This is a genomic window from Streptomyces sp. NPDC058691, from assembly GCF_042714775.1.
Classification (GTDB): domain Bacteria; phylum Actinomycetota; class Actinomycetes; order Streptomycetales; family Streptomycetaceae; genus Actinacidiphila.
Window position 1 is genome coordinate 25,654 of sequence record NZ_JBHXSO010000031.1, and the last position, 23,767, is coordinate 49,420.

At 72.5% G+C, this 23,767-nt stretch carries 18 protein-coding genes; 3 read left to right on the plus strand and 15 right to left on the minus strand.

What is annotated here, in order from left to right:
* Positions 1-103 precede the first annotated feature (103 nt).
* Complete coding sequence (locus tag ACFWVC_RS22290) at positions 104-3,037, minus strand: vitamin B12-dependent ribonucleotide reductase (RefSeq protein ID WP_384288611.1); 2,934 nt, start codon at positions 3,035-3,037, stop codon at positions 104-106.
* Positions 3,038-3,164: 127 nt separating this feature from the next.
* Positions 3,165-3,677 (minus strand): transcriptional regulator NrdR, encoded by a 513-nt coding sequence (gene nrdR / locus ACFWVC_RS22295; RefSeq protein WP_384288613.1) that lies wholly within the window; start codon positions 3,675-3,677, stop codon positions 3,165-3,167.
* Positions 3,678-4,292: 615 nt separating this feature from the next.
* Between nrdR and lexA the strand changes: the two genes are divergently transcribed.
* Positions 4,293-5,063, plus strand: coding sequence for a transcriptional repressor LexA (gene lexA / locus ACFWVC_RS22300; protein ID WP_319659169.1), 771 nt, complete (start codon positions 4,293-4,295; stop codon positions 5,061-5,063).
* A gap of 81 nt (positions 5,064-5,144) precedes the next feature.
* Here the strand turns inward: lexA and ACFWVC_RS22305 are convergent, their stop codons facing one another.
* The 4 genes from ACFWVC_RS22305 to ACFWVC_RS22320 form a co-directional block, all read right to left on the minus strand.
* On the minus strand, positions 5,145-7,145 hold the full coding sequence (locus tag ACFWVC_RS22305) for an ATP-dependent DNA helicase (protein ID WP_384288616.1): 2,001 nt from the start codon (positions 7,143-7,145) through the stop codon (positions 5,145-5,147).
* 82 nt (positions 7,146-7,227) lie between these two features.
* Complete coding sequence (locus ACFWVC_RS22310; protein WP_384288618.1) at positions 7,228-8,004, minus strand: GNAT family N-acetyltransferase; 777 nt, start codon at positions 8,002-8,004, stop codon at positions 7,228-7,230.
* A 37-nt stretch (positions 8,005-8,041) separates the two neighbouring features.
* On the minus strand, positions 8,042-9,823 hold the full coding sequence (locus ACFWVC_RS22315) for an IucA/IucC family protein (RefSeq protein WP_384288621.1): 1,782 nt from the start codon (positions 9,821-9,823) through the stop codon (positions 8,042-8,044).
* 64 nt (positions 9,824-9,887) lie between these two features.
* A complete protein-coding gene (locus tag ACFWVC_RS22320) occupies positions 9,888-11,273 on the minus strand; it encodes a diaminobutyrate--2-oxoglutarate transaminase family protein (RefSeq protein ID WP_384288800.1) in 1,386 nt (461 codons plus the stop codon).
* Positions 11,274-11,497: 224 nt separating this feature from the next.
* Here ACFWVC_RS22320 and ACFWVC_RS22325 point away from each other — a divergent pair, with 224 nt between their 5' ends.
* Positions 11,498-12,685: a trypsin-like serine peptidase gene (locus tag ACFWVC_RS22325; RefSeq protein WP_384288623.1), complete on the plus strand. Its 1,188-nt coding sequence runs from the start codon at positions 11,498-11,500 to the stop codon at positions 12,683-12,685.
* 77 nt (positions 12,686-12,762) lie between these two features.
* On the opposite strand, the gene hflX is transcribed toward ACFWVC_RS22325, so the two are convergent.
* The 6 genes from hflX to miaA all read right to left on the minus strand — a co-directional run bounded on the left by hflX (position 12,763) and on the right by miaA (position 20,780).
* Positions 12,763-14,268 carry a GTPase HflX gene (gene hflX / locus ACFWVC_RS22330; protein WP_384288625.1) on the minus strand — a complete coding sequence of 502 codons (1,506 nt, stop codon included), beginning with the start codon at positions 14,266-14,268 and terminating at the stop codon, positions 12,763-12,765.
* Between the two features lie 145 nt (positions 14,269-14,413).
* Positions 14,414-16,003 carry a M1 family metallopeptidase gene (locus ACFWVC_RS22335; protein ID WP_384288627.1) on the minus strand — a complete coding sequence of 530 codons (1,590 nt, stop codon included), beginning with the start codon at positions 16,001-16,003 and terminating at the stop codon, positions 14,414-14,416.
* A 71-nt stretch (positions 16,004-16,074) separates the two neighbouring features.
* Positions 16,075-18,216, minus strand: coding sequence for a RelA/SpoT family protein (locus ACFWVC_RS22340; protein ID WP_384288630.1), 2,142 nt, complete (start codon positions 18,214-18,216; stop codon positions 16,075-16,077).
* A gap of 153 nt (positions 18,217-18,369) precedes the next feature.
* Positions 18,370-19,248: a diaminopimelate epimerase gene (dapF, locus tag ACFWVC_RS22345; protein ID WP_384288632.1), complete on the minus strand. Its 879-nt coding sequence runs from the start codon at positions 19,246-19,248 to the stop codon at positions 18,370-18,372.
* A 16-nt stretch (positions 19,249-19,264) separates the two neighbouring features.
* Positions 19,265-19,732 (minus strand): hypothetical protein, encoded by a 468-nt coding sequence (locus ACFWVC_RS22350; protein WP_384288635.1) that lies wholly within the window; start codon positions 19,730-19,732, stop codon positions 19,265-19,267.
* Between the two features lie 97 nt (positions 19,733-19,829).
* The gene (miaA, locus tag ACFWVC_RS22355) at positions 19,830-20,780 is read right to left on the minus strand and encodes a tRNA (adenosine(37)-N6)-dimethylallyltransferase MiaA (protein WP_384288637.1); all 951 of its coding nucleotides are present in this window, start codon (positions 20,778-20,780) and stop codon (positions 19,830-19,832) included.
* A gap of 115 nt (positions 20,781-20,895) precedes the next feature.
* Between miaA and ACFWVC_RS22360 the strand changes: the two genes are divergently transcribed.
* Entirely contained in the window at positions 20,896-21,102 is a 207-nt protein-coding gene (locus ACFWVC_RS22360) for an antitoxin (RefSeq protein ID WP_384288640.1), read from the plus strand.
* A 51-nt stretch (positions 21,103-21,153) separates the two neighbouring features.
* Here ACFWVC_RS22360 and ACFWVC_RS22365 read toward each other — a convergent pair whose 3' ends face one another.
* Genes ACFWVC_RS22365 through miaB form a run of 3 tightly spaced genes read right to left on the minus strand, consistent with a single transcriptional unit; the run spans position 21,154 to position 23,717 of the window.
* Positions 21,154-21,858 (minus strand): class III extradiol dioxygenase subunit B-like domain-containing protein, encoded by a 705-nt coding sequence (locus ACFWVC_RS22365; protein WP_384288643.1) that lies wholly within the window; start codon positions 21,856-21,858, stop codon positions 21,154-21,156.
* Between the two features lie 25 nt (positions 21,859-21,883).
* Entirely contained in the window at positions 21,884-22,207 is a 324-nt protein-coding gene (locus tag ACFWVC_RS22370) for a hypothetical protein (RefSeq protein WP_384288645.1), read from the minus strand.
* Between the two features lie 22 nt (positions 22,208-22,229).
* Complete coding sequence (miaB, locus tag ACFWVC_RS22375) at positions 22,230-23,717, minus strand: tRNA (N6-isopentenyl adenosine(37)-C2)-methylthiotransferase MiaB (protein WP_384288806.1); 1,488 nt, start codon at positions 23,715-23,717, stop codon at positions 22,230-22,232.
* Positions 23,718-23,767 lie beyond the last annotated feature (50 nt).

Sequence of the window (23,767 nt, forward strand, 5' to 3'; positions counted from 1 at the left end):
CGCCCCCGCCCGGCCCCCCGCTCCCGGGGCCCCCCCCCCCCCCGCGGGGGCCGCCCCCCCCCTGCCCCCGCCCGGGGCCCCCCCCCACGACCGTCGGTCACAGTCAGCTGCAGCCGCTGGTCGAGCCGCAGCCCTCGCAGAGGTAGCAGCTGCCCGCGCGGCGCATCTTCGTGCCGCAGGAGAAGCAGAGCGGGGCGTCGGCGTTGAGGCCGAGCTGGATCTCCAGGAGTTCGGTGGAGTTGTGCGCGGTCTTCGGCGCCGGGACCGCGGCGGCCTCGGTGACGACCGCCTCGGGGGCCGCGGCCGGCTTGGCCGGCGGGGCCTCCGTCTGGCGCGGGGCGGACTGGGCCAGGCCCTCGACGTCGACCTCCTCGGCGGTCGGCTCGTAGGAGCCGGTGTCGAGGTGGCGCTTGCGCTCCCCGGCGGAGTGGATGCCGAGCGCGGAACGGGTCTCGAAGGGCAGGAAGTCCAGCGCCAGGCGGCGGAAGATGTAGTCGACGATCGACTGGGCCATCCGCACGTCCGGGTCGTCGGTCAGACCGGCCGGCTCGAAGCGCATGTTGGTGAACTTCGAGACGTAGGTCTCCAGCGGCACGCCGTACTGCAGGCCGACCGAGACGGCGATGGAGAAGGCGTCCATCATGCCCGCGAGGGTGGAACCCTGCTTGGACATCTTGAGGAAGACCTCGCCGAGACCGTCGTCCGGGTAGGAGTTGGCGGTCATGTAGCCCTCGGCGCCACCCACCGTGAAGGAGGTGGTGATGCCGGGACGGCCCTTGGGGAGCCGGCGGCGGACCGGGCGGTACTCGACGACCTTCTCGACGGCGGCCGGAGCCGGGGCCGGGGCCTGGGTCTCCTCGGTCTTCTTCTCGGCGGACTTCTTCTTGGCCGAGAGCGGCTGGCCGACCTTGCAGTTGTCGCGGTAGATCGCCAGCGCCTTGAGGCCGAGCTTCCAGCCCTCGTAGTAGATCTCCTCGATCTCCTCGACGGTCGCCGACTCCGGCATGTTGACCGTCTTGGAGATGGCGCCGGACAGGAACGGCTGGGTCGCGGCCATCATCCGGACGTGGCCCATCGGCGCGATGGAGCGCTCGCCCATGGCGCAGTCGAAGACCTCGTAGTGCTCGGGCTTCAGGCCGGGCGCGTCGATGACGCTGCCGTGCTCGGCGATGTGGGCGACGACCGCCTCGATCTGCTCCTGCTGGTAGCCGAGGCGGTGCAGGGCCTGCGGGACCGTGTTGTTCACGATCTGCATGGAACCGCCGCCGACCAGCTTCTTGAACTTGACCAGGGCGAGGTCCGGCTCGATTCCGGTGGTGTCGCAGTCCATCATCAGGCCGATGGTGCCGGTCGGGGCCAGCAGGGAGGCCTGCGCGTTGCGGAATCCGTTCTTCTCACCGAGGCGCAGGACGTCCTGCCAGGCCTCGGTGGCCGCGGCCCAGACCGGGGTGTCCAGGTCGTCCACCCGCGTGGCGACGGCGTTGGCGTCGGAGTGCTGCTTCATGACGCGGTTGTGGGCGGTGGCGTTGCGGGCGTAGCCGTCGTACGGGCCGACGACCGCGGCCAGCTCGGCGGAGCGCTTGTAGGAGACGCCGGTCATCAGCGAGGTGATGGCACCGGCGAGCGCGCGGCCGCCGTCGGAGTCGTAGGCGTGGCCGGTCGCCATCAGCAGGGCGCCGAGGTTGGCGTAGCCGACGCCCAGCTGGCGGAAGGCGCGGGTGGTCTCGCCGATCTTCTGGGTCGGGAAGTCCGCGAAGCAGATGGAGATGTCCATCGCGGTGATGACGAGCTCGACCACCTTGGCGAAGCGGACGGCGTCGAAGCGCTGGGTGCCCTTGCCGTCGTCGTCGAGGAACTTCAGCAGGTTGAGCGAGGCGAGGTTGCAGGACGAGTTGTCCAGGTGCATGTACTCGCTGCAGGGGTTGGACGCGGTGATGCGGCCGGTCTCCGGCGTGGTGTGCCAGTGGTTGATGACGTCGTCGTACTGGATGCCGGGGTCGGCGCAGGCCCAGGCGGCCTCCGCCAGCTTGCGGAACAGGCCCTTGGCGTCGACCTCCTCGATGACCTCTCCGGTCATCCGGGCGCGCAGGCCGAACTTCTCGCCGTTCTCGTACGCCATCATGAACTCTTCGTTCACGCGGACGGAGTTGTTGGCGTTCTGGTACTGGACGGACGCGATGTCGTCGCCGCCCAGGTCCATGTCGAAGCCCGCGTCGCGCAGGGCGCGGATCTTCTCCTCTTCCTTCACCTTGGTCTCGATGAAGGCCTCGACGTCCGGGTGGTCCACGTCGAGGACGACCATCTTGGCGGCGCGGCGGGTGGCGCCACCGGACTTGATGGTGCCGGCGGAGGCGTCGGCGCCGCGCATGAAGGAGACCGGGCCGGAGGCGTTGCCGCCGGAGGAGAGCAGCTCCTTGGAGGAGCGGATGCGGGAGAGGTTCAGCCCGGCACCGGAGCCGCCCTTGAAGATCATCCCCTCTTCCTTGTACCAGTCGAGGATCGACTCCATGGAGTCGTCGACGGAGAGGATGAAGCAGGCGGAGACCTGCTGCGGCTGGGCGGTGCCCACGTTGAACCAGACCGGGGAGTTGAAGCTGAACACCTGGTGGAGCAGTGCCCAGGTCAGCTCGTGGTCGAAGATCTCGGCGTCGGCGGGCGACGCGAAGTAGCCGTTGTCCTCGCCGGCCTTGCGGTAGGTCTTCACGACGCGGTCGATGAGCTGCCGCAGGCTGCTCTCGCGCTGCGGCGTGCCGACAGCGCCGCGGAAGTACTTGCTGGTGACGATGTTGACCGCGTTCACCGACCAGGAGTCGGGGAACTCCACGCCGCGCTGCTCGAAGTTGATCGAGCCGTCGCGCCAGTTGGTCATGACGACGTCACGACGCTCCCAGACCACCTCGTCGTAGGGGTGCGTCCCCGGGGTGGTGTGGATGCGCTCGATACGCAGACCCTTGGCATGCGCCGTACCCGCCGCGCCCGCCGCCTTGCCGGACTTGGCGCGGGAACCCCGTGCCGGGCCGCTCGTCGTCTCTGTCATGTGCCGCCTCCCATTACAGGCATTACATCTAAAACGCCTTGAAGCGCCGCGATCTTCCCGCGGCGATGCTGTTCCACGGCCGGAACACCCCTGCGGATGCCCGGCAAATCTGAGTTGTCCGCCGGCCCTAGTCGGCGGCGGTGACGGGCGAGGGGACAGCGCCGTCCCGGTCCCGTTCACCGGTGTCGGTCGGTGACCTCCGGTCGCGCAGCTCGGCGATCGCGGCCTCGAAGTCCTCGAGAGAGTCGAAGGCCTGGTAGACCGAGGCGAAGCGCAGATAGGCGACGAGGTCCAGGTCCTTCAGCGGGCCGAGTATGGCCAGGCCGACGTCGTGGGTCGACAGCTCCGCGCTGCCCCTGGCCCGCACCGCCTCCTCGACGCGCTGCCCGAGCTGGGCGAGTGCGTCCTCGGTGACGGGGCGTCCCTGGCAGGCCTTGCGGACTCCGGCGATGACCTTGTTACGACTGAAGGGTTCGGTGACCCCGCTGCGTTTGATGACCATCAGCGAGGCCGTTTCCACGGTGGTGAAGCGGCGGCCGCAGTCGGGACACTGCCGGCGACGGCGGATCGACGTGCCGTCATCGGTGGTCCGGCTGTCGACGACGCGGCTGTCGGGGTGTCGGCAGAAGGGGCAGTGCATCGATTCCCTCTCCCTCCCTCACCCACGGTGAGCGCACGACGTCATGACCCGCGGAACCCCGGAGGGCCTCGCGAAGCAGCCACAAGCATAGGCGATCCGGGAGGGCCAGAAGACCCGGGGACCACTACTTGTAGGGCTTGCCCCCTATCCAACCACTAGATCTGGTGGCCCGGGGGTCATGTGCACCAATCCGGCGGAGCGCGTGTCGCGGCTCGCCGACGGGACGGGAGCCTACGCGACACCACGCCTCCCGGGAGCGGCGGGGCGGAAGTGACACACTGGGTGTACGCATCGTCACGGCTCGCGCATCATGGAACCCGGGGCGCGGGGCGTGAACGCCCGAAGCGGGGGCCGACCGGCCGGGAAACGGCGGGATGCGGCGAGAGGCGGCCGGGGGGTACGGCGCGGGGGCGGCAGGCGACCGGAATCCCGTCCGCGCGAAGGGGATTGAGCGGGGGAATCCCGGGAAGAATCGAATTCGTATTCGATCTATATCATCGTCAGCTTGATCTTGTCAGCGGAACTGTGGAAATTCACTCGAACGTGTGTTTGGCGCAACCTTTCGAAAGCAACTACCGTTGTCCTACTAGGGAGAACATCTCGAGAGGGGCCGCCGTGACCACCACCGCCGACAGCGCCACACTGACCGCCCATGACCGCCCCCAGGACCGGCTACGCCCGATGGATGCGATGAACGACGAGACCACCAAGCCCGCACGCGCGCTTCCAGGACGACCTCCAGGAATCCGCGCGGACAGTTCCGGACTGACCGACCGGCAACGCCGGGTCATCGAGGTCATCAGGGACTCGGTGCAGCGCCGTGGATACCCGCCGTCCATGCGGGAGATCGGCCAGGCCGTGGGACTGTCGAGCACCTCGTCGGTCGCCCATCAGCTGATGGCCCTGGAACGCAAGGGGTTCCTCCGCAGGGACCCGCACCGGCCCCGCGCCTACGAGGTGCGCGGCTCCGACGCCGCGCAGGCGCAGCCGACCGACACCGCGGGCAAGCCCTCGGCGTCCTATGTGCCGCTGGTCGGCCGGATCGCGGCCGGTGGCCCGATCCTGGCCGAGGAGTCGGTCGAGGACGTGTTCCCGCTCCCCCGCCAGCTGGTGGGTGACGGCGAGCTGTTCGTGCTCAAGGTCGTCGGCGACTCGATGATCGAGGCCGCCATCTGCGACGGGGACTGGGTGACGGTGCGCCGTCAGCCCGTCGCCGAGAACGGCGACATCGTGGCCGCGATGATCGAGGGCGAGGCCACGGTCAAGCGCTTCAAGCGCGAGGACGGCCATGTGTGGCTGCTCCCTCACAACTCCGCGTACCAGCCCATCCCGGGCGACGAGGCGACCATCCTCGGCAAGGTGGTGGCGGTGCTGCGCCGGGTCTGACCCACGACCCGCCCGTGACCGGGCCCCGGAACCTCTGCGCCGGTTCCGGGGCTCGTCTGCGTATGCGAGGGCGAGGGCGGCTTAGGACACGCCGGCCTTCGCGGCCGCGTCGATGGCGGCGAGCGACCTGCGGACCTGACTGCGGTCCGTGGTCTGCCAGAAGTCCGGCATCGAGGCCTTGATGAAGCCGCCGTAGCGGGCCGTGGCGAGCCGCGGGTCGAGCACCGCGACCACGCCCCGGTCCCCGGCCGCGCGCACCAGGCGGCCGGCCCCCTGGGCCATCAGCAGCGCCGCATGTGTGGCGGCGACCGCCATGAAGCCGTTGCCGCCCTTCTCCTCCACCGCCTTCTGACGCGCGCTCATCAGCGGGTCGTCCGGACGGGGGAAGGGAATCCGGTCCATCACCACCAGCTGGCAGCTGTCACCCGGCACATCCACGCCCTGCCAGAGCGAGAGCGTGCCGAACAGGCAGGTGCCGGGGTCGGCGGAGAAGCGGCGGATCAGCTCGCCCAGCGTCTCCTCCCCCTGGAGCAGGATCGGGTGGTCGATACGGCCGCGCAGCGCCTCGGCGGCGGCCTGCGCCGCGCGCATCGAGGAGAACAGCCCGAGGGTGCGGCCCCCGGCGGCCTCGATGAGCTCGGTCAGTTCGTCCAGCATGTCCTCGCGGCCGCCGTCACGGCCGGGCTGGGACAGATGGCGGGCGACGTAGAGGATGCCCTGCTTGGGGTAGTCGAAGGGCGAGCCGACGTCGAGGCCCTTCCAGGCCGGGAGTTCGTCCTCGCCATCCGCGGCCACGGTGCCCTCCGGCGGGAGGCCGAGGGAAGCCGCGACGCCGTTGAAGTCGCCGCCCAGGCGCAGAGTGGCCGAGGTCAGCACGACGGAGCGCTCGGTGAACAGCTTCTCGCGCAGCAGCCCGGACACGCTCAGCGGGGCGACCCGCAGCGAGGCGCCGAACCGGTCGTGCCGCTCGTACCAGACCACGTCCCACTCGGAGCCCTCGACGATGCGCTCGGCGACCTCGTGGACGTTCTCGGCCGAGGCGAGCGCCATCTTGCGGACGGCGTCCTCGTCCTGAACGGAGCGGTCGCGCGTCTCGCCCAGCGAGGTGATGACCAGCCGGCAGGCGTCGCGCAGCGCCATCAGGGCGTAGCGCAGATCCTCCGGCAACTCCTCCAGCCGCCCGGGGAGGGCCAGTTCCATCAGCCGCTCGAAGCCCTCGGAGGCACTCATCAGCGCGTCCGCGGCCTTCTCGTTGACCAGCTTGGCGGCCAGCCTGACGGTGCGGTTGACCCGGCCGGGGGCGAGTTCGCCGGTGGCGACGCCGGTGACCCGCGAGACCAGCTCATGGGCCTCGTCGACGATCAGCACCTCGTGGGAGGGCAGGACCGGCGCGCCTTCGAGGGCGTCGATCGCCAGGAGCGCGTGGTTGGTGACCACGACATCGGCCAGTTTGGCGCGCTCGCGGGCCGCCTCGGCGAAGCACTCGGCGCCGTACGCGCAGCGGGAGGCGCCCAGGCACTCCCGGGAGGTGACGGCCACCTGCTGCCAGGCCCGGTCGGAGACGCCCGGGGTGAGGTCGTCCCGGTCGCCGGTCTCGGTCTCGTCCGACCAGTCCCGCAGCCGCAGCAGGTCCTGGCCCAGCTTGCTGGTCGGCGCCGCGGCCTCGAACTGGTCGAAGAGACCGGCCTCTCCCGTGTCCTCCTCCCGCGGTACGCCCTCGTGGAGCCGGTGCAGGCACAGATAGTTCGACCGCCCCTTGAGCATCGCGAACTGCGGCTCCCGCCGCAGCAGCGGCTGGAGCGCGGTCACGGTGCGCGGCAGGTCGCGTTCCACGAGCTGGCGCTGCAGCGCCAGGGTGGCCGTGGCGACGACCACGCGCTCCCCGTGCGCCAGGGCGGGCACCAGGTAGCCGAGGGACTTGCCGGTGCCGGTGCCGGCCTGGACCAGCAGGTGGGAGCCGTCGTCGACGGCTTCGGCTACGGCTTCGGCCATGGTGACCTGGCCGGGTCGCTCCACGCCGCCGACCGCGGTGACGGCGGCGTGGAGGAGGTCGGTGAGGGCGGGCTTCGCGGGCTGTGTCATAGCGGGACCACCCTACGGGGCGGCACCGACAACGCGGACGGTGACGAATGTGCCGGTGCCCGGCGCCCCGCGTCCGTCGCCCTCAGAGGACGTGCCGCAGGGCGCGGTCGCGGATGAGCAGGGCGGCCCGCTTGCCGGGCATCTCCACCTCAGCCGAGAACCGGAACCCCGCGGCGAGGAAGGCGGCCACCGAGGGGGTGTTGCGCAGGTCGGGCTCCGCGACCACGCGGGCGCAGCCCGGGCGGTGCTCCAGGACGTGGTCGGCGACGGCGCGCAGCAGCACGCCGCCGAGGCCGCGGGCGCGGTCGGAGACGCGGCCGATGAGCAGGTGGAGCCCGGTGTCGTGGGGGCGGGCCGGGTAGTAGCGGGCGAGCGGGTCCAGGTCGGCCCGGTAGATCTCCCAGTAGCTCATGGGGACGCCGTCGAGCACGCCGATGCACGGCACGCTGCGCCCGTCGCCGTCGAGCTGGGCGCGCAGATGGCGCTCGGCGACCGCCGGAGCGCCCGAGAGCTGCCAGAACGCGGCGACGGCGGGGTCGTTCATCCAGTGGCTGACCACCGGGAGGTCGCGCTCGGGCCGGGCGGGGACGAGGTGGAAGGTGCCGGCCGGGGTGTCCACCGGGCCCCAGTCGGCGACCCCGTCGAGGAGGTCGTCGAGGGCTGCGGGGCGGCCCGCGCGGTCGTCGGCGGTGACGTCCTCCGCGAAGAGGGCGCGGAGCTCGGCGGGCAGTTCGAGGTCCAGGGTGTCGTCCGGACCCGGGGCGCCCGAGGGGACGGGGGCGTCCGCGGCCGCCGGGTCCTGCGGGGTGGCGGTGCGGCCGGTGCGACCGGCGTGGGTGTTGGAGTCGGCGGCCGTCATGGCGGCTGCGGCCTCCTCTCTTCGTGGCCTCCCGCGGTCAGGCGCGGAGGGGGTTGGGAACGGTGACGTACACGGATTGGGTGTCGACGGGGCCGACGAGTTCGTCCAGGCCGTGCAGCCGGGTGAGCAGATTGGCCTTGCAGCGCAGTTCTGGTGCCTCCAGCAGGTGTTCCGGCAGCGTGGATCGGCCGCCGGCGGCGGCCTTGCCGAGGAAGCTGCGGAAGGCGGCCAGCAGCACGCGCTCGTCGGCCAGGCGCTGGGAGCCGAGGGCCCCGATCAGTCCGAGGACGTTGTTGATGCCGAGGTAGTAGGCGAGGCGCTCGTCGGCGACGTCGTCGGGGACGAAGGTGTCGCTCGCGGCTCCGACGCCGGGCAGCCGCGCCTCCAGGGCGGTGCGGGCGTTCTCGCGGAAGTAGTAGCCCTGGTTGTCGCGGTAGCGGCCGCCGGCCGGCCAGCCGTGGGCGTCCAGCACGACGAGGGTGTTCTGCTGGTGGGCTTCCAGGGCGATGCCCGCCTCGCCGTCGAGCCACAGCACCGGGCGCACGACCGCGTCGAGGTAGCGCAGGAACCACTCGGCCGACACCGCCGCCGAGGGCCGTCCGCTGCGCGCCGCCAGCCCCCCGACGAGTTCGGCGAGGCGCGAGGGCATGCCCGGTCCCCCGTCGGGCGCGGGCCGCGGCGCGGTGAGGCCGGCGAGGCAGGTCACGGCGTCGGCGGGGCCGAAGGGGTTGTGCCGTACGACGACGTCGAGACCCCGGACGGGGGCGCCGTCGTCCGGGGCGTCGACGGCGAGCCAGGCCGGGTCGCGGACGATGTCGAAGCCCGGGTGGGCCAAGTGCCAGCGCTCGGCGAGGCCGGCCCGCAGCAGGCGGTGCACCTCGACACCCCGGTGGAGTTCCTTGCGGAGGTTCTCGCGGCGGGAGTTGGTGATGCGTACGGCGAGGGAGAGCTTGAGCATCGCGGCCGCGCCGGGCCGCAGGACCGTCCGCACCGAGGACGTCGGGTGCCACGGCTCGCCTGATGCGCCGAGGTCGTGCAGGAGGCCCGCCTCCAGCAGGGCCCGTACCGCGGGCCGGTGCGCCAGGTCGCGGGCCTGCCAGGGGTGCAGCGGCAGCGGCACGGTGCCGGGCGGGAGCCGCCGGACGACGTCGGGGCCCGCCAGGCCGGCCATCAGGCGGACGGCCGGCACGGTGCGCCCGCGCTCGGTCCACGCGGAGTCCTCGGCCAGGACCGCGCGGTCCACCGCGGCCCAGTGGAGGGCGAAGGACCCACGCTGTTCGGGTGCGTAGGCGGCCGATTCGGCTTCGGTCAGTCCTTCGCGGCTCTTCGGCGTGGGATGCAGGGGGTGGCCGAGGACGAGGGCCTGCTCGGCGTCGAGGAACGGGATCGTGCCGGGCGGCGCGGCCGGACGGGCACGGCGCTCGGCGATGATCGACGCCGTCCGGCGGACGGAGTCCGCGACCCGAGCCACCAGGTCGGCGCCGTCCGGCCCCGGTACGGCCGCCTCCCGTGCGAGCAGGGCGGCCAGGGTCACGGCGCCCACCGCCTGGCCTCCGGCGGCGAGGCGCGCGGAGCCGAAGCGGTGATGGCCGGTGGGCGACCAGTGGCGGACCGGCACCCGCAGTTCGGTACCGGTCGCGGGCAGCGGCACGCACAAGGTGTCGCCCTGCGGCGCCGGCAGGGCCGTCTCCCGTGCCCAGCACCGCAGTAGGGCCTCGGTGCCGGCTGCGTCGGCGGCCGCGTAGGGGTCGTCGGACTCCTCGTGCCGGACCTGCGGGGGGACCGTCGCCGGGGTCCCGACGGCGGGGCGTGCGGTCATGGGATGGCTCCTGAGGGGTCGGCGGGGTGGCGCGCGGTGCCGGCATCCGGGGCCGTGAAGGGCTTCACGGCCGGCTCGCGGCGGCCGCCGCCAGGGCGTCGGCCAGGCGGTCGAGGACGGCCTCGGACTGCTCGTCCGTCATGGTGAGCGGGGGCAGCAGGCGCACGACGCTCGCGTCACGTCCGCCGAGTTCGACGATGAGCCCGCGGTCGAGGGCGGCACGGCGGACGGCGGCGGCGAGTCGGGGTGCGGTCCGCGGGACTCCGTGGACGGTGGGGACCGCCTCGGGGTCGACGAGTTCGAGGCCGAGCATGAGGCCGCGGCCGCGGACGTCCCCCACGCATGGGTGGGCCGCCGCCAGGTCGCGCAGCCGGGCGAGCATGCGGGCGCCCAGGACGGCGGCGCGGGCCGCGAGGCCTTCGCGGCGGACGTGGGTGAGGGTGGCGGTACCCGCGGCCATGGCGAGCTGGTTGCCGCGGAAGGTCCCGGCGTGGGCGCCGGGCTGCCAGACGTCGAGTTCCTCGCGGTAGACGACGACGGCCAGCGGCAGACTGCCGCCGATGGCCTTGGCCAGCACCATCACATCCGGTACGACGCCGCTGTGCTCCACGGCCCAGAAGGCCCCGGTCCGGCCGACGCCGGTCTGCACCTCGTCGGCGATGAGCGGGATGCCGCGCGCCCGGGTGACGGCGCGCATGCGGCGCAGCCAGGCGTCGGGGGCGGGGATGACGCCTCCCTCGCCCTGGACCGGTTCGAGGAGCATCCCGGCGGGCGGCTGAACGCCGCCCTTGGGGTCGTCGAGCAGACTCTCCGTCAGCCGGGCCGACAGCTCCGCGCCCTGCTCCCCGCCGATCCCGAACGGGCAGCGGTAGTCGTACGGGTACGGGAGCCGGGTGACGCGGGCGTCCGCGGCGCCGCCCGCCGCGCCCCGTACCGCGGTGTCGCCGGTGACGGCCAGAGCGGCGGCCGTCATGCCGTGGTAGCCGCCGGAGAACGCGAGCAGGCCGTCGCGGCCGGTGGCGGTGCGCACGAGCTTGAGTGCGGCCTCGACGGCGTCCGTGCCGGCCGGGCCGCAGAACTGCACTTTGCCGTGTTCGGCGAGTTCGCGGGGCAGCGTCTCGAACAGGGCGGTGGTGAAGGCGTCCTTGACGGGTGTGGCGAGATCCAGCACGTGCAGCGGGGCGCCGGAGTCGAGGACGGCGCGGATCGCCTCCAGGACGACCGGGTGATTGTGACCGAGGGCGAGAGTGCCGGCGCCGGAGAGGCAGTCGAGGTAACGGCGGCCGTCGGCGGCCTCGATGGTCATCCCGTGGGCGCGCACGGGCACGACGGGCAGCGAGCGGGCGTAGGTACGCGCCGCCGACTCGCGCAGCGACTGCCGTCGCAGGATGCCCTCGGCGTCGCCGAAGTCGTCCTCGTGCACCGCCAGTCGGCCCGGTGCGCTCGGCATGGCGGCCACGTGCTCACTCCTCGGTGTCGGGTGCTGCGCCCCCGGAGCTACCAACGACCGCACGCGCACACGGCAACTGCCTGTGCCGGAGATCTCACGGCGGAACCGTCCGCGCGGCACTTGCCGTCCCTCTTCAGGGGGCATACGTCGCCCATGGGAGGGCAGAGTTGGACATTGCTCTTCCACGAGCAGCCAACATGTCCACAACAGGGGGATCGCAACCGATGCCATCGATAAGCCGGTTGGCCGTGGCGGCGACCGCGGCCGCGTTGCTCGCCGTCACGGTGACCGCCTGCGGCGGCTCCGACGACAACGCGGATGCCAAGCCCAGCCCCACGGCGACCGCGTCGTCCGACGACAGCGGGCTGCAGCTGCCCACCGACCTTCCCACCACCCTTCCCACCAGCCTCGACGACCTGGACAAGTGGGCCGACGCGCTGAAGAACGGCGGCTGGAAGGACTGGGACAAGGACAAGTGGCTGCGTGACGCGGCCGACTTCATCAATCCCATCATCAAGGACCTCTGGGACGCCGACCGGCTCCGCAAGGCCGACGAGACCCCGGACGACGAGCAGACGGCCGACGTCCGGCAGGCGGACGACGGCACCACCGACCCCGAGCCCGCCGCGATCAGGGCGCAGCGGCTGTCGACCCCGTTCCACGACGCCTCGCCGGCGACGGGCAAGCTGCTCTTCGACATGCCCGACGGCCAGGCGGTCTGCTCGGCGACCGTGGTGAGCGACCCGGCGAACCCCGGGAAGAGCAATCTGGTGTGGACGGCCGGCCACTGCGTGCACGCGGGCGCCGCGGGCGGCTGGTACCGCAACATCGTCTTCGTGCCCTCCTTCAACGACCGGGGCCTGAGCGGCGGGGCACTGCAGAGCGCCACCAAGGAGCAGCTCGCCCCGTACGGCACCTGGTGGGCGACGAAGGCCGGCACCTCGCAGCAGTGGATCGACGGGGGCGGGGAGTCCTCGGAGACCAGCTCGGCCTACCCCTACGACTTCGCGGTGCTGAAGGTGACCAACCCGGACTCCACCAGGTCCCTGGAGGAGACGGTCGGCGCCTCCGTGCCGGTCTGGTTCGACGCGCCCACCTCGGCCGGCATCGACTCCATGGACATCCGCGGCTACCCCGCGGCGGCGCCCTTCGACGGCTTCGGCTACCAGCAGTACCACTGCGCGGGCGACCCGGTCCGGCTGGCACTGCTCAAGGGGGCGCCGACCATGCACTGGCTCGGCTGCACCATGACGGCCGGTGCCTCCGGCGGCGGCTGGTTCGCCAAGGAGCCCGACGGCACGCTGGCCCTGGTCAGCAACACCTCGATCGGCCCGCAGGACAGCCCCCGGTGGCTGGCCGGACCGCACCTGGGATCCGAGGCCGAGTCGGTCTTCGACAGCGTGCGCGAATAACGCCCGAAGAAGAACACGCCGCAGGGCCCGCCCCCATGGAGGGGGCGGGCCCTGCGGTGTGTTCGGTACCCGGTCGCCTAGCGGCGCGCGGCAAGCGCGAACGGCTCCAGTTCCGCCGCCAGCTCGTCGTGGACGCGGGCCTTGAGCAGCGTGCCGTCGCCGGTGTGCTCCTCGGAGAGCACCTCACCGTCGGAGTGCACCCGGGCGACGAGTGCGCCGCGGGTGTACGGCACCAGGGCCTCGATCTCGACGGCGGGCCGCGGGAGCTCGTCGTCGATCATCGCCAGCAGCTCCTGGATGCCGCGCCCGGTGCGGGCGGACACCGCGATGGAGTGCTTCTCGCGGCGCAGCAGCGACTGCAGCACCACGGGGTCGGCCGCGTCGGCCTTGTTGATCACCACGATCTCGGGCACGTCCAGCGCGCCGACATCGCGGAAGACCTCGCGGACCGCCGCGAGCTGCTCGTCCGGGTTCGGGTGCGAGCCGTCCACCACGTGCACGATGAGGTCGGCGTCGGCGACCTCCTCCATGGTGGAGCGGAAGGCCTCGACCAGGTGGTGCGGCAGATGCCGCACAAAACCCACGGTGTCGGCCAGGGTGTAGAGGCGGCCGCTCGGGGTCTCCGCCCGGCGCACGGTCGGGTCCAGGGTGGCGAACAGCGCGTTCTCCACCAGGACGCCCGCACCGGTGAGCCGGTTGAGGAGCGAGGACTTGCCGGCGTTGGTGTAGCCGGCGATCGCCACCGAGGGCACCTTGTGGCGCTTGCGCTCCTGGCGCTTGAGGTCGCGGCTGGTCTTCATCTCCGCGATCTCCCGGCGCATCTTGGCCATCTTCTCGCGGATGCGCCGCCGGTCGGTCTCGATCTTGGTCTCACCGGGACCACGGGTGGCCATGCCGCCGCCCGAGGAGCCGGAGCCACCGCCACCCATCTGCCGGGACAGGGACTGACCCCATCCGCGCAGTCGCGGCAGCATGTACTGCATCTGCGCGAGCGAGACCTGGGCCTTGCCCTCACGGCTCTTGGCGTGCTGGGCGAAGATGTCGAGGATCAGCGCGGTCCGGTCGACCACCTTGACCTTGACGACGTCTTCCAGATGGATGAGCTGGCCGGGGCTGAGCTCACCGTCGCAGACCACGGTGTCGGCGCCGCTCTCCATCACGATGTCACGCAGTTCCTGCGCCTTGCCGGAGCCGATGTAGGTGGCCGGGTCCGGCTTGTCGCGGCGCTGGATGACACCGTCGAGGACGAGGGCGCCCGCGGTCTCGGCGAGGGCGGCGAGCTCCGCGAGGGAGTTCTCCGCGTCGCGGACGGTGCCGTCCGTCCAGACACCGACGAGCACGACCCGCTCCAGGCGGAGCTGCCGGTACTCGACCTCGGTGATGTCCTCCAGCTCGGTGGACAGACCCGCCACACGGCGCAGGGAGGCTCGTTCGGAACGGTCGAACTGCTCGCCGTCACGCTCCCCGTCGATCTCGTGACTCCAGGCGACGTCCTCTTCCATCAGGGCGTCGGCCCGAAGGCTCTCGGGGAGGCGCTGGCGGCTGTTTGCAGAGCTCGAAGAGGAAGAAGAGGAGGAGGTCATTGGATCCTTTGCTCGGAGAGGAATCGACGCGCGTGGCGCTCACGCCTCGCGCACAGCTGACAACGTTCAGCGGATCCGGGAGATTCCCCGGGCGGCCGCTTCGCCGTCGCCGTACCTAGATGGTCGCACGCCGGTCGCCGCCCGGTCACGCGACTTTCGCGGGCGCGGGCACGGGCACCGGCTGCCCGGAGCGGTGCCCGCCGTGCGGGGTCCCGTGGTGTCCGCCGTGGGAGTGACCGTGGGACTGGCCGTGGGACTCGGCGTGCGGGCCGGCCTGGGGTCCCGGCTTCACGGCCGCCGGCTTCCAGTCGGGGTGGCCCGGCATGGGCGGTGTGGTGGGTCCGTACAGCCAGGCCCGCAGGAAGGGGCCGAGGTCGCGGCCGGCGGTCTCGGAGGCAAGGGCGATGAAGTCCGCGGTCGAGGCGACGCCGTCGCGGTGCCGGGTGACCCAGGCGCGCTCCAGTTCCTGGAAGACGTCGGCGCCCATCTCCTGACGGAGCGCGTACAGGGCCAGTGCGCCACCGAAGTAGACGTTGCCGCGGAAGATGCTCAGCTTGGCCTGGGCTCCGGGGTCGCCCGGCACGAGCGGGTGGGCGGGCGGACCGCCGGCCCGGCGCAGTTCGCCGTCGATCTCGTAGGCGCTCCTGGCCAGCTTGTCCAGGGTGTACTCGTGGTACTTCTCGGCGCCGTAGCGCCACTGGTACCAGGTGGCGTGGCCCTCGTTCAGCCACAGGTCGGACCAGGTCGCGGGGCTCACGCTGTCGCCGAACCACTGGTGGGCCAGTTCGTGCACCATGACCGGCGCGGCGTCCGCCTCCCGGGCCAGCAGGACGCGGCGCTCGAAGAGCGAGAGGGTCTGCGTCTCCAGCTCGAACCCCGTGACCGTGTTGACGCTGAGGATGCCGTACGCCTCGAAGGGGAACGGGCCGACCTGCTCCTCCATCCACGCGAGCTGGTCGGAGGTCTGCGCCAGCCGCTTCTCCAGCGCCCCGCGGTCCGGGTCGGCGGCGTCCAGGACGTCGCGCAGTGGCAGTCCGCCGGGCCCCGTGCGGTGCAGGACGGCGCTGTGCCCGATGGAGATCTGGGCGAGCTCGGTGGCCATGGGGTGCGCCGTGCGATAGGTCCACGTGGTGGCGGCGCCCCGGGTGAGGGAGGGCTCGGGCAGGCCGTTGGCGACGACCGTGAGGTCCTTGCGGGCGGTGACGTGGAAGACGAACCGCGCCTTGTCCGAGGGATGGTCGTTGCAGGGGAAGACCGTGTGGGCGGCACTGGCCTGGTTGGCCATGACCAGGCCGTCCCTGGTGCGGATCCAGCCGGTGTCGCCCTTGGTGGTGGGGTCGCTGGTGTGGACGACGGTGATCTCCATCCGGCCGCCCTCGGGGACGGGGACGAACGGGGTGACGACCAGTTCCTCGCGCACGGTGGTGAACCGGGCGGGCTGCTGGTTGACCTCGACCGAGCTCACGGTGCCCCGGGCGAAGTCCAGGTGGAAGCTGTCCAGGGTGTCGGTGGCGAGCGCGTCGATACGGGTCACGGCGCTGAGCGGCCGGTCGTTCCCGTGGTAGGTCAGCGAGATGTCGTAGTCGTGGACGTCGTACCCGGGGTTGCCGAGCTCGGGGTAGAGCCGGTCGCCGATACCGGCGGAGGTCGAGTCGCCGCCGGGCAGTCCCGCCGCAGTGAGCGCGATCACCGCGGCCGCGGTGAGGGCGCCGCGGCGCGCAAAGGATCCGATCATGGGACATCGGTATCAGCGCACCGGGTCGCGCAGGTGGCGGCGCGTCAGCACCCCACCCGATCGGGTACTCCTCAGACCTGCGGGGTGGCCTCGGTGCCCTGGGCGCGGTACACGTCGTACACGCCGGGCACCGCGCGCATCGCGCGCATCAGGGCGGCCAGCGATCCCGGGTCGGGCAGTTCCACGGTGTACGTGTGACGTACCCGGTGCTCCTGCGGGGGCTCCACGGCGGCGAAGACGATGGCGACGCCCTGTCCGGCGATGACCTCGGTCAGGTCGGCGAGCAGCCGCGGGCGGCCCAGCGCCTCGGCGTAGAGCGTGGCGCGGTGACCCGCGCCGGGTGCGTCGTGGCGCCAGCGGACGGCGACCGGGGCGCGGCCGGAGGCGGCCATGCGGGCGCCGACCGGGCAGCCGGCGCGGTGCACGGCCACGGTGCCGCCGCGGATGACGAAGCCGGTGATCCCGTCGGGCGGCACGGGCGTGCAGCAGCGGGCCATGCGCACGGTGCCGCCGGGCGGGTCGGTGTCGGCGGTGTCCGCGGCGTCGGCGAGGGGGGCGGCCGTCCTGCGCGTGGCCGTAGCGGCGGTGCGGACGGTGGGCGTGGCCGGCTGCTCCTCGGCGCCGGCCGCCGGGTGGGCCTCCAGCCACCGGCTGATGGCGATGCGGGCGGCGGGGGTGCGCGCGTGCTCCAGCCAGTCCGGCGACGGTCCGGAGGCTTCCCCGTCCGCGTCGTGGGCCATCAGCAGTTGCAGGGTGTCGCCGTCCTTGAGGGGGGTGCGCAACGGCGCGAGCCGGCCGTTGACCCGCGCGCCGACGACGGCGTGGGCGGCTTCGCCGTGCAGGGCGTAGGCCGCGTCGGTGCACGTGGCGCCGTCCGGCAGGCCCACCGTGCCGCCGTCGGCGGAGAAGACGGTGATCTCCCGGTCCTGGGCGAGCTCGTCGCGCAGGGTGCTCCAGAAGAAGTCCGGGTCGGGGGCGTCGCGCTGCCAGTCCAGCAGCCGGGCGAGCCAGCCGGGCCGGGTCGGGTCGACGCGCTCGCCCTCGGCGCCTTCGGGGGCCTCGCCGGCCGTGTACGGATTGCCGAGCGCGATGACGCCGGCCTCGGCGACGAGGTGCATCTGCCGGGTGCGGATGAGGACTTCGGCGACCCGGCCGTCGGCGCCGCGGATCGCGGTGTGCAGCGACTGGTAGAGGTTGAACTTCGGGGCGGCGATGAAGTCCTTGAACTCCGCGACGACGGGGGTGAAGCAGGTGTGCAGTTCGCCGAGGACGGCGTAGCAGTCGGCGTCCTCGGTGACCTGGATCAGCACACGGCCGAAGTCGCTGCCGCCGGGCTGCGCGCCGCCGCGCTTGAGCCCCACCCGGTGCACCGACACCACGTGCCGCGGCCGGACGTCGACCTCGGCGCCGATGCCGGCGTCCCGCAGCACCCGGCGCACGTCCCCCGCCACGGCGTACAACGGGTCCGGGAGGGCGGCGTGTTCGAGGATCAGGTCGGTGGTGCGGCTGTACTCCTCGGGGTGCAGGATGGCGAAGACCAGGTCCTCCAGCTCGGTCTTCAGCGCCTGGACGCCGAGGCGTTCGGCGAGCGGGATGAGGACGTCACGGGTCACCTTGGCGATGCGGGCCTGCTTCTCGGGGCGCATGACACCGAGGGTGCGCATGTTGTGCAGCCGGTCGGCGAGCTTGATCGACATCACGCGGACATCGTTGCCGGTGGCGACCAGCATCTTGCGGAAGGTCTCGGGCTCGGCGGCGGCGCCGTAGTCCACCTTCTCCAGCTTGGTGACCCCGTCGACGAGGAAGCGCACCTCCTCGCCGAACTCCTCGCGTACCTGATCCAGCGTCACATCGGTGTCCTCGACGGTGTCATGGAGGAGCGATGCCGTCAGGGTCGTGGTCTCGGCGCCGAGTTCGGCCAGGATCAGGGTCACGGCCAGCGGGTGCGTGATGTACGGCTCGCCGCTCTTGCGCATCTGGCCGCGGTGCGAGGACTCGGCGAGTTCGTACGCCTTGCGCAGGATGGCGAGGTCGGCGCCGGGATGCCGCAGGCGGTGCACTTTGGCGATGTGCTCGATCGCGTCCGGCACGCGCCCCCGGCCGCCGGGACCGAGCAGGGCCGCACGCCCCAGCCGGCGCAGGTCCGCCGCCCGCGGGATGCGCCTGCGTCCCTCGGCGTTCGGGGCGGCTTCCACTGCGTTGTCTGGGCTCATACGGGCACCTCCGGCAGCGTCGACCGGCGGCGGGATGGCTTCCGTGCCGGTGCTTGATGCTACCGAGCCCATCACGTGCCGCTGCCACGCTCTCGCCCAGCGTGATGGGCATCACCCGTTCGAGCGAATGGAACGCCCGCAGGATGGGTACGCTTATGCGCCCTCGCGCCACCAGGCCGGTTCGATCACGCCCGTGGCGACGATGACGGCCGGGCCGGTCATCTCGACGGTGCCGTCCGGGTGTTCGGTGATGGACAGACGCCCGCCGGGCAGGTCCACGGTGTACGTCTGCGGACGGCCCGTCACGGCCGGGTCGAGCCCGTCGCGGCGGGCGGCGGCGACCATGACGGCGCAGGCGCCCGTGCCGCAGGAGCGGGTCTCGCCGGAGCCGCGTTCGTGGACCCGCATGGCGACGTGCCCGGGACCCCGGTCGACCACGAACTCGACGTTCACGCCGTCCGGGTAGGCCGCCGCGGGCTCCCAGACCGGAGAGGTCAGCAGGTCGCCGGCGTCGGCGAGGTCGTCGACGAAGGCGACGGCGTGCGGATTGCCCATGCTCACGTTGCGGGCCGGCCAGCGGTGCCCGCCGGCGGAGACCTCGACCTCGCCCCCGGGGAGCACGGCTCGGCCCATGTCCACGGTGATGTCGCCGTCCTTGGCGATGTGGGTCCGCCGCACACCGGCGCGGGTGGCGACGGCGAGGTCGCCGGCCTCCGCCAGGCCCGCGCGCTCCAGGTAGCGGGCGAAGACCCGGACGCCGTTGCCGCACATCTCGGCGACGCTGCCGTCGCCGTTGCGGTAGTCCATGAACCACTCGGCCTCCGCGGCCATCGCCGCGGCCTCGGGGTGCTTCGCGGAGCGGACCACCCGCAGCACGCCGTCCGCGCCGATCCCCGCCCGGCGGTCGCACAGCCGGGCGACCATGGCGGGGGTCAGGTCCAATTCCCCGTCGTGGTCCGGGACGATCACGAAGTCGTTCTCCGTGCCGTGCCCCTTGAGGAACGGCAGGCCCTGCGGTGCGGCGGTGGTCATGCCACGATCCTACGGGTCAGCGCAGGCGGGCGACGCGCCAGAAGGCCAGCAGCGCGAGCACCACGATGATCACGGCGTACAGCGCGAGGTAGCGCCAGTCGGGGCGGCGCTCGGAGCCGCGGGCGGGCAGGCCGGGCCAGGTGTAGCCGACCCTGCGGGCGGCCATCAGGCCCCAGCCTGCCGCGCAGCAGCCCAGCAGGAAGCCGAGCATCGCGACGACGGCACCGCCGTCACCGGTCTCGAAGGCGAGCGGGAAGGCGAACATCAGAGAGCCGAGGACGCCCAGCCCGACGATCGGGGCGAGCTGCCAGACGCGCAGACGGCGCTGGGGGCGCAGTTCGCGGAAGGACTGCTCCTCCTCCGCGAGGGTCTCCGCGTCGAGCGGGTCCTCCACGGGTCCGTCGACCACGAGGCGGTCGTGTTCCGCGTTCGCGGCACCCTCCGCCTGTTCCGGTTGCGGTCCGTTGCGAGGGCCGGCTTCCATCGCCACGCGCCCTCCAAAGAGTCCGACACCGTAGCCCGATGCTCGATGATGGCACGCCCGAAGTGGCGTCAAGTGCCGCTGAGGCGTCCCGATGCCATCACGTGATCAGGCTGTGACCGCTGGGCCGGGCCGGGCCGAAGAGGGCGAGGGCCTGGGCCACCAGTTCCTCTCCGCGGCCGCCGAGCCAGTGCACACGGCGGTCCCGGCGGAACCACGAGTCCTGTCGGCGCGCGAAGCGTTTGGTGGCGCGCACGGTCTCGTCGCGCGCCTCCTGCTCCGTACAGGCACCCAGGAACGCGGCGAGAACCTGCTGGTAGCCGAGTGCCCGGGAGGCCGTGCGCCCCTCGCGGAGACCGGCCGCCTCCAGCGCCCGCACCTCGCCGACCAGCCCGGCCTCCCACATGCGGTCGACCCGCAGCGCGATCCGCTCGTCGAGTTCGGGGCGCGGCACGTCGACGCCGATCTGGACGGTGTCGTAGACCGACCCCTTGGAGTGGGCGTCCGGCAGGTTCGCCGTGAAGGGGCGGCCGGTGATCTCCACGACCTCCAGGGCGCGCACGATGCGCCGCCCGTTGCTGGGCAGGATCGCCCGCGCCGCCTCGGGGTCGACGGCGGCCAGGCGGGCGTGCAGCGGCCCTGAGCCGCGCTCCTCCAGTTCGGCCTCCAGTCGGGCCCGGACGTCGGGGTCGGTGCCGGGGAAGTCCAGGGCGTCGATCGCGGCGCGCACATAGAGCCCCGACCCACCGACGAGGACGGCGCTTCGCCCGGCGGCCAGCAGGCGGTCGATCTCGGCGCGGGCCAGGCGCTGGTACTCGGCGACGCTGGCCGCCTGCGTGACGTCCCAGATGTCCAGGAGGTGGTGCGGGACGCCTTGCCGCTCCGCCTCGGCGAGCTTGGCCGTGCCGATGTCCATGCCGCGGTACAGCTGCATGGAGTCGACGTTGATCACCTCACCGTCCAGGGCCTGGGCCAGGGCGACACCGAGGTCGGACTTGCCGGCGGCCGTGGGGCCGACGACGGCGATCACGTGGGGGGCGTCGTTCTTCACGTGCACAGTTTGGCAAATCCCGGCGGCGCGAATTCACCCCCGGACGGGTAGCATCATCAAGCAGAAAAGGTCATTTCGGGCTATTCCACGCAGGGGACGGTGAGCCATGGGCCTCATGGACACGTTGAAGGCCAAAGCCGAGCAGGCCAAGGTCAAGGCCGGGGACTTCGTGGAACGCCACGGCGACACGATCGAGTCCAAGCTCGACAAGGTCGCGCACACGGTCGACGAGAAGACCAAGCACAAGTACAGCAGCAAGATCGACTCGGGTGTGGACAAGACCAAGGGCGCCCTGGGTCAGATGAAGGAAAAGCGGGACTGAGCGGGACCAGGGGCCGGACTCCGTCCGGACTCGGACCCGACTAGGACGGGACTAGGACCAGACCGACACGAAGTAGCCGACGCCGTAGGGCGCCTCGTCGTACAGCAGCGCGCCGCCGAGTCCGGCCTGCTCCCCCGCGCCGGCCAGGACCTGCCACGGCGCCCGTCCCGCGGCCCGCAGCTCGCCCGCCAGCATCGCGTCCAGTTCCGCCAGCGCGGCGGTGTCCGCGGCGCCCAGCGCCCGTGCGACGGACGCGTCGAAGGCCTCCGCGCGGTCGTCCAGGTAGCCGGGGGCCTTGACCGTCCGGCAGTTGCTGCCGTCCCCCATGACGAGCAGCGCGACCCGGTCGGCCAGTTCCGCCAGACCGCGGCCCAGCTCCAGCATGCGTCCGGCCGGGGCGTCCTCGGGCACCGCGCAGCCGTGCAGGGGCGCGGTCAGGCGCGCGTCGTCCAGCAATGCGGCGGCCACCGTCAGCGCGGGGGCCAGCGGCTCGGGGTCCGCGCCGTCGCCCAGACGCACCGCGCGGTTCACCCCGTAGGGGCGCAGCGTCCCGGTGCCACCGCCCTCCCAGACGTGGGCGCTCTCCCCCTTGCCGACCGCGCCGACCACGACCAGCAGGTCGGGGCGGGCGGCGGCGACCACGGCCAGCGCGTCGGCGCAGGCGGCGCGCAGGGTGTCCAGCTCGGCGGACGCGCCCGAGGCGACCTCGGGCACGAGCAGCGGCGGACAGGGGCAGACGGCGGCGGCGACCAGCATGATCGGAAGCCTAACGCCCGAAGGCTCAGTACCCCTCGGGCACACGGTCCCGCGGGGTGGCCGTCACCGAGGCGTCCTTGCTGTCCGCGATGAGCTCGGCCACGGTGAAGCGGCAGATGTAGGTCGCGGTCATGCCCTCGTTCACCTGGAGCAGAGCGTCCGCGGTGCGGTACGTCCAGCTGCGCCGCACCGTCATCGGCTTGCGGGGCCGGAAGGCCTGCGCCGTGCGCTCCAGGGCGCGCAGCGCGTCCTCACGGCTGCCGTCGGCGTGGCCGAGAAGCTCGAACTCCCAGCGCCTGTCGCCGCCGCTGCCGACGGTCTCCTCGACGAACAGTCCCCACCGGCTCATGCCGTCCCCCCTTGGATGCTGGTCAGTGAGCGGCGCAGCCCGGTGCGGCCGCGGGCACCGGCGCCGGGGCGCCGATCGTCGGCAGTCCGAGCATGACGCCCGCCGGCTTGGCGGCCGCGGCCGCGGTGCGGCGCTCCCAGGCGTCGCCGGCCGGGGTACGGCGGACGGCGAAGGCGGGGCGCTCCGCGAGCAGGTGGTGCGGCGCCGCGTAGGTGATCTCGGCGGTCACCATGTCGCCGGGACGCACGGGCTCGGCCGGCGGCGCGAAGTGCACCAGGCGGTTGTCGGCGGCGCGGCCGGACAGGCGGTGAGTGGCGTCGTCCTTGCGGCCCTCGCCCTCGGCGACCAGGATCTCCAAGGTGCGGCCGACCTGCTTCTTGTTCTCCTCCCAGGAGATCTCCTCCTGGAGCGCGACCAGGCGCTCGTACCGCTCCTGCACGACGGCCTTGGGCACCTGGCCGTCCATCTCGGCGGCGGGGGTACCCGGGCGCTTGGAGTACTGGAAGGTGAAGGCCTGGGCGAACCGCGCCTCGCGCACCACGTGCAGGGTCTGCTCGAAGTCCTCGTCGGTCTCGCCGGGGAAGCCCACGATGATGTCGGTGGAGATGGCGGCGTCCGGCATGGCGGCGCGCACCTTCTCGATGATGCCGAGGTAGCGCTCCTGCCGGTACGACCGGCGCATGGCGCGCAGCACCGTGTCGGAACCGGACTGCAGCGGCATGTGCAGCTGGTGCATCACGTTCGGCGTCTCGGCCATGGCCGCGATCACGTCGTCGGTGAAGTCGCGCGGGTGCGGCGAGGTGAAGCGCACGCGCTCCAGCCCGTCGATCCTCCCGGTGGCGCGCAGCAGCTTGCTGAAGGCCTCGCGGTCGCCGATGTCGGAGCCGTACGCGTTGACGTTCTGGCCGAGCAGGGTCACCTCGACGACGCCTTCGGCGACCAGGGCCTCGACCTCGGCGAGGATGTCACCGGGGCGGCGGTCCTTCTCCTTGCCGCGCAGCGCGGGGACGATGCAGAAGGTGCAGGAGTTGTTGCAGCCCACCGAGATGGACACCCAGGCCGCGTACGCGGACTCCCGCCGGGTCGGCAGCGTGGAGGGGAAGGTCTCCAGCGACTCGGCGATCTCGACCTGGGCCTCCTCCGCGACCCGGGCGCGCTCCAGCAGCACCGGCAGGCTGCCGATGTTGTGGGTGCCGAACACGACGTCGACCCAGGGGGCCTTCTTCACGATCGTGTCGCGGTCCTTCTGCGCCAGGCAGCCGCCGACGGCGATCTGCATGCCCGGGCGGGCCGCCTTCTGCGGGGCCAGGCGGCCGAGGTTGCCGTACAGGCGGTTGTCGGCGTTCTCACGGACCGCGCAGGTGTTGAAGACCACGACGTCAGCGGCCACCGTGCCGTCGGCGTCCTTGGGCGCGCGGACGTAGCCGGCCGCCTCCAGGAGGCCCGCCAGCCGTTCGGAGTCGTGGACGTTCATCTGGCACCCGTAGGTCCGGATCTCGTAGCTCTTCACACCCTGCTCCTCACGCTGCACCCGTCCAGGGTAAGGGGGCGCCGGAGGCG

Excerpts from the sequence above, each read along its gene's own strand:
- ACFWVC_RS22350 (WP_384288635.1), bottom strand. The coding sequence starts at position 19,732 with ATGGAAGCCGGCCCTCGCAACGGACCGCAACCGGAACAGGCGGAGGGT.
- ACFWVC_RS22365 (WP_384288643.1), bottom strand. The coding sequence starts at position 21,858 with ATGCTGGTCGCCGCCGCCGTCTGCCCCTGTCCGCCGCTGCTCGTGCCC.
- ACFWVC_RS22340 (WP_384288630.1), bottom strand. The coding sequence starts at position 18,216 with ATGAGCCCAGACAACGCAGTGGAAGCCGCCCCGAACGCCGAGGGACGC.
- ACFWVC_RS22315 (WP_384288621.1), bottom strand. The coding sequence starts at position 9,823 with ATGACCGCACGCCCCGCCGTCGGGACCCCGGCGACGGTCCCCCCGCAG.
- ACFWVC_RS22290 (WP_384288611.1), bottom strand. The coding sequence starts at position 3,037 with ATGACAGAGACGACGAGCGGCCCGGCACGGGGTTCCCGCGCCAAGTCC.
- ACFWVC_RS22305 (WP_384288616.1), bottom strand. The coding sequence starts at position 7,145 with ATGACACAGCCCGCGAAGCCCGCCCTCACCGACCTCCTCCACGCCGCC.
- nrdR (WP_384288613.1), bottom strand. The coding sequence starts at position 3,677 with ATGCACTGCCCCTTCTGCCGACACCCCGACAGCCGCGTCGTCGACAGC.
- dapF (WP_384288632.1), bottom strand. The coding sequence starts at position 19,248 with ATGACCACCGCCGCACCGCAGGGCCTGCCGTTCCTCAAGGGGCACGGC.
- hflX (WP_384288625.1), bottom strand. The coding sequence starts at position 14,268 with ATGACCTCCTCCTCTTCTTCCTCTTCGAGCTCTGCAAACAGCCGCCAG.
- ACFWVC_RS22335 (WP_384288627.1), bottom strand. The coding sequence starts at position 16,003 with ATGATCGGATCCTTTGCGCGCCGCGGCGCCCTCACCGCGGCCGCGGTG.
- ACFWVC_RS22360 (WP_384288640.1), top strand. The coding sequence starts at position 20,896 with ATGGACACGTTGAAGGCCAAAGCCGAGCAGGCCAAGGTCAAGGCCGGG.
- ACFWVC_RS22370 (WP_384288645.1), bottom strand. The coding sequence starts at position 22,207 with ATGAGCCGGTGGGGACTGTTCGTCGAGGAGACCGTCGGCAGCGGCGGC.
- ACFWVC_RS22325 (WP_384288623.1), top strand. The coding sequence starts at position 11,498 with ATGCCATCGATAAGCCGGTTGGCCGTGGCGGCGACCGCGGCCGCGTTG.
- ACFWVC_RS22310 (WP_384288618.1), bottom strand. The coding sequence starts at position 8,004 with ATGACGGCCGCCGACTCCAACACCCACGCCGGTCGCACCGGCCGCACC.
- ACFWVC_RS22320 (WP_384288800.1), bottom strand. The coding sequence starts at position 11,273 with ATGCCGAGCGCACCGGGCCGACTGGCGGTGCACGAGGACGACTTCGGC.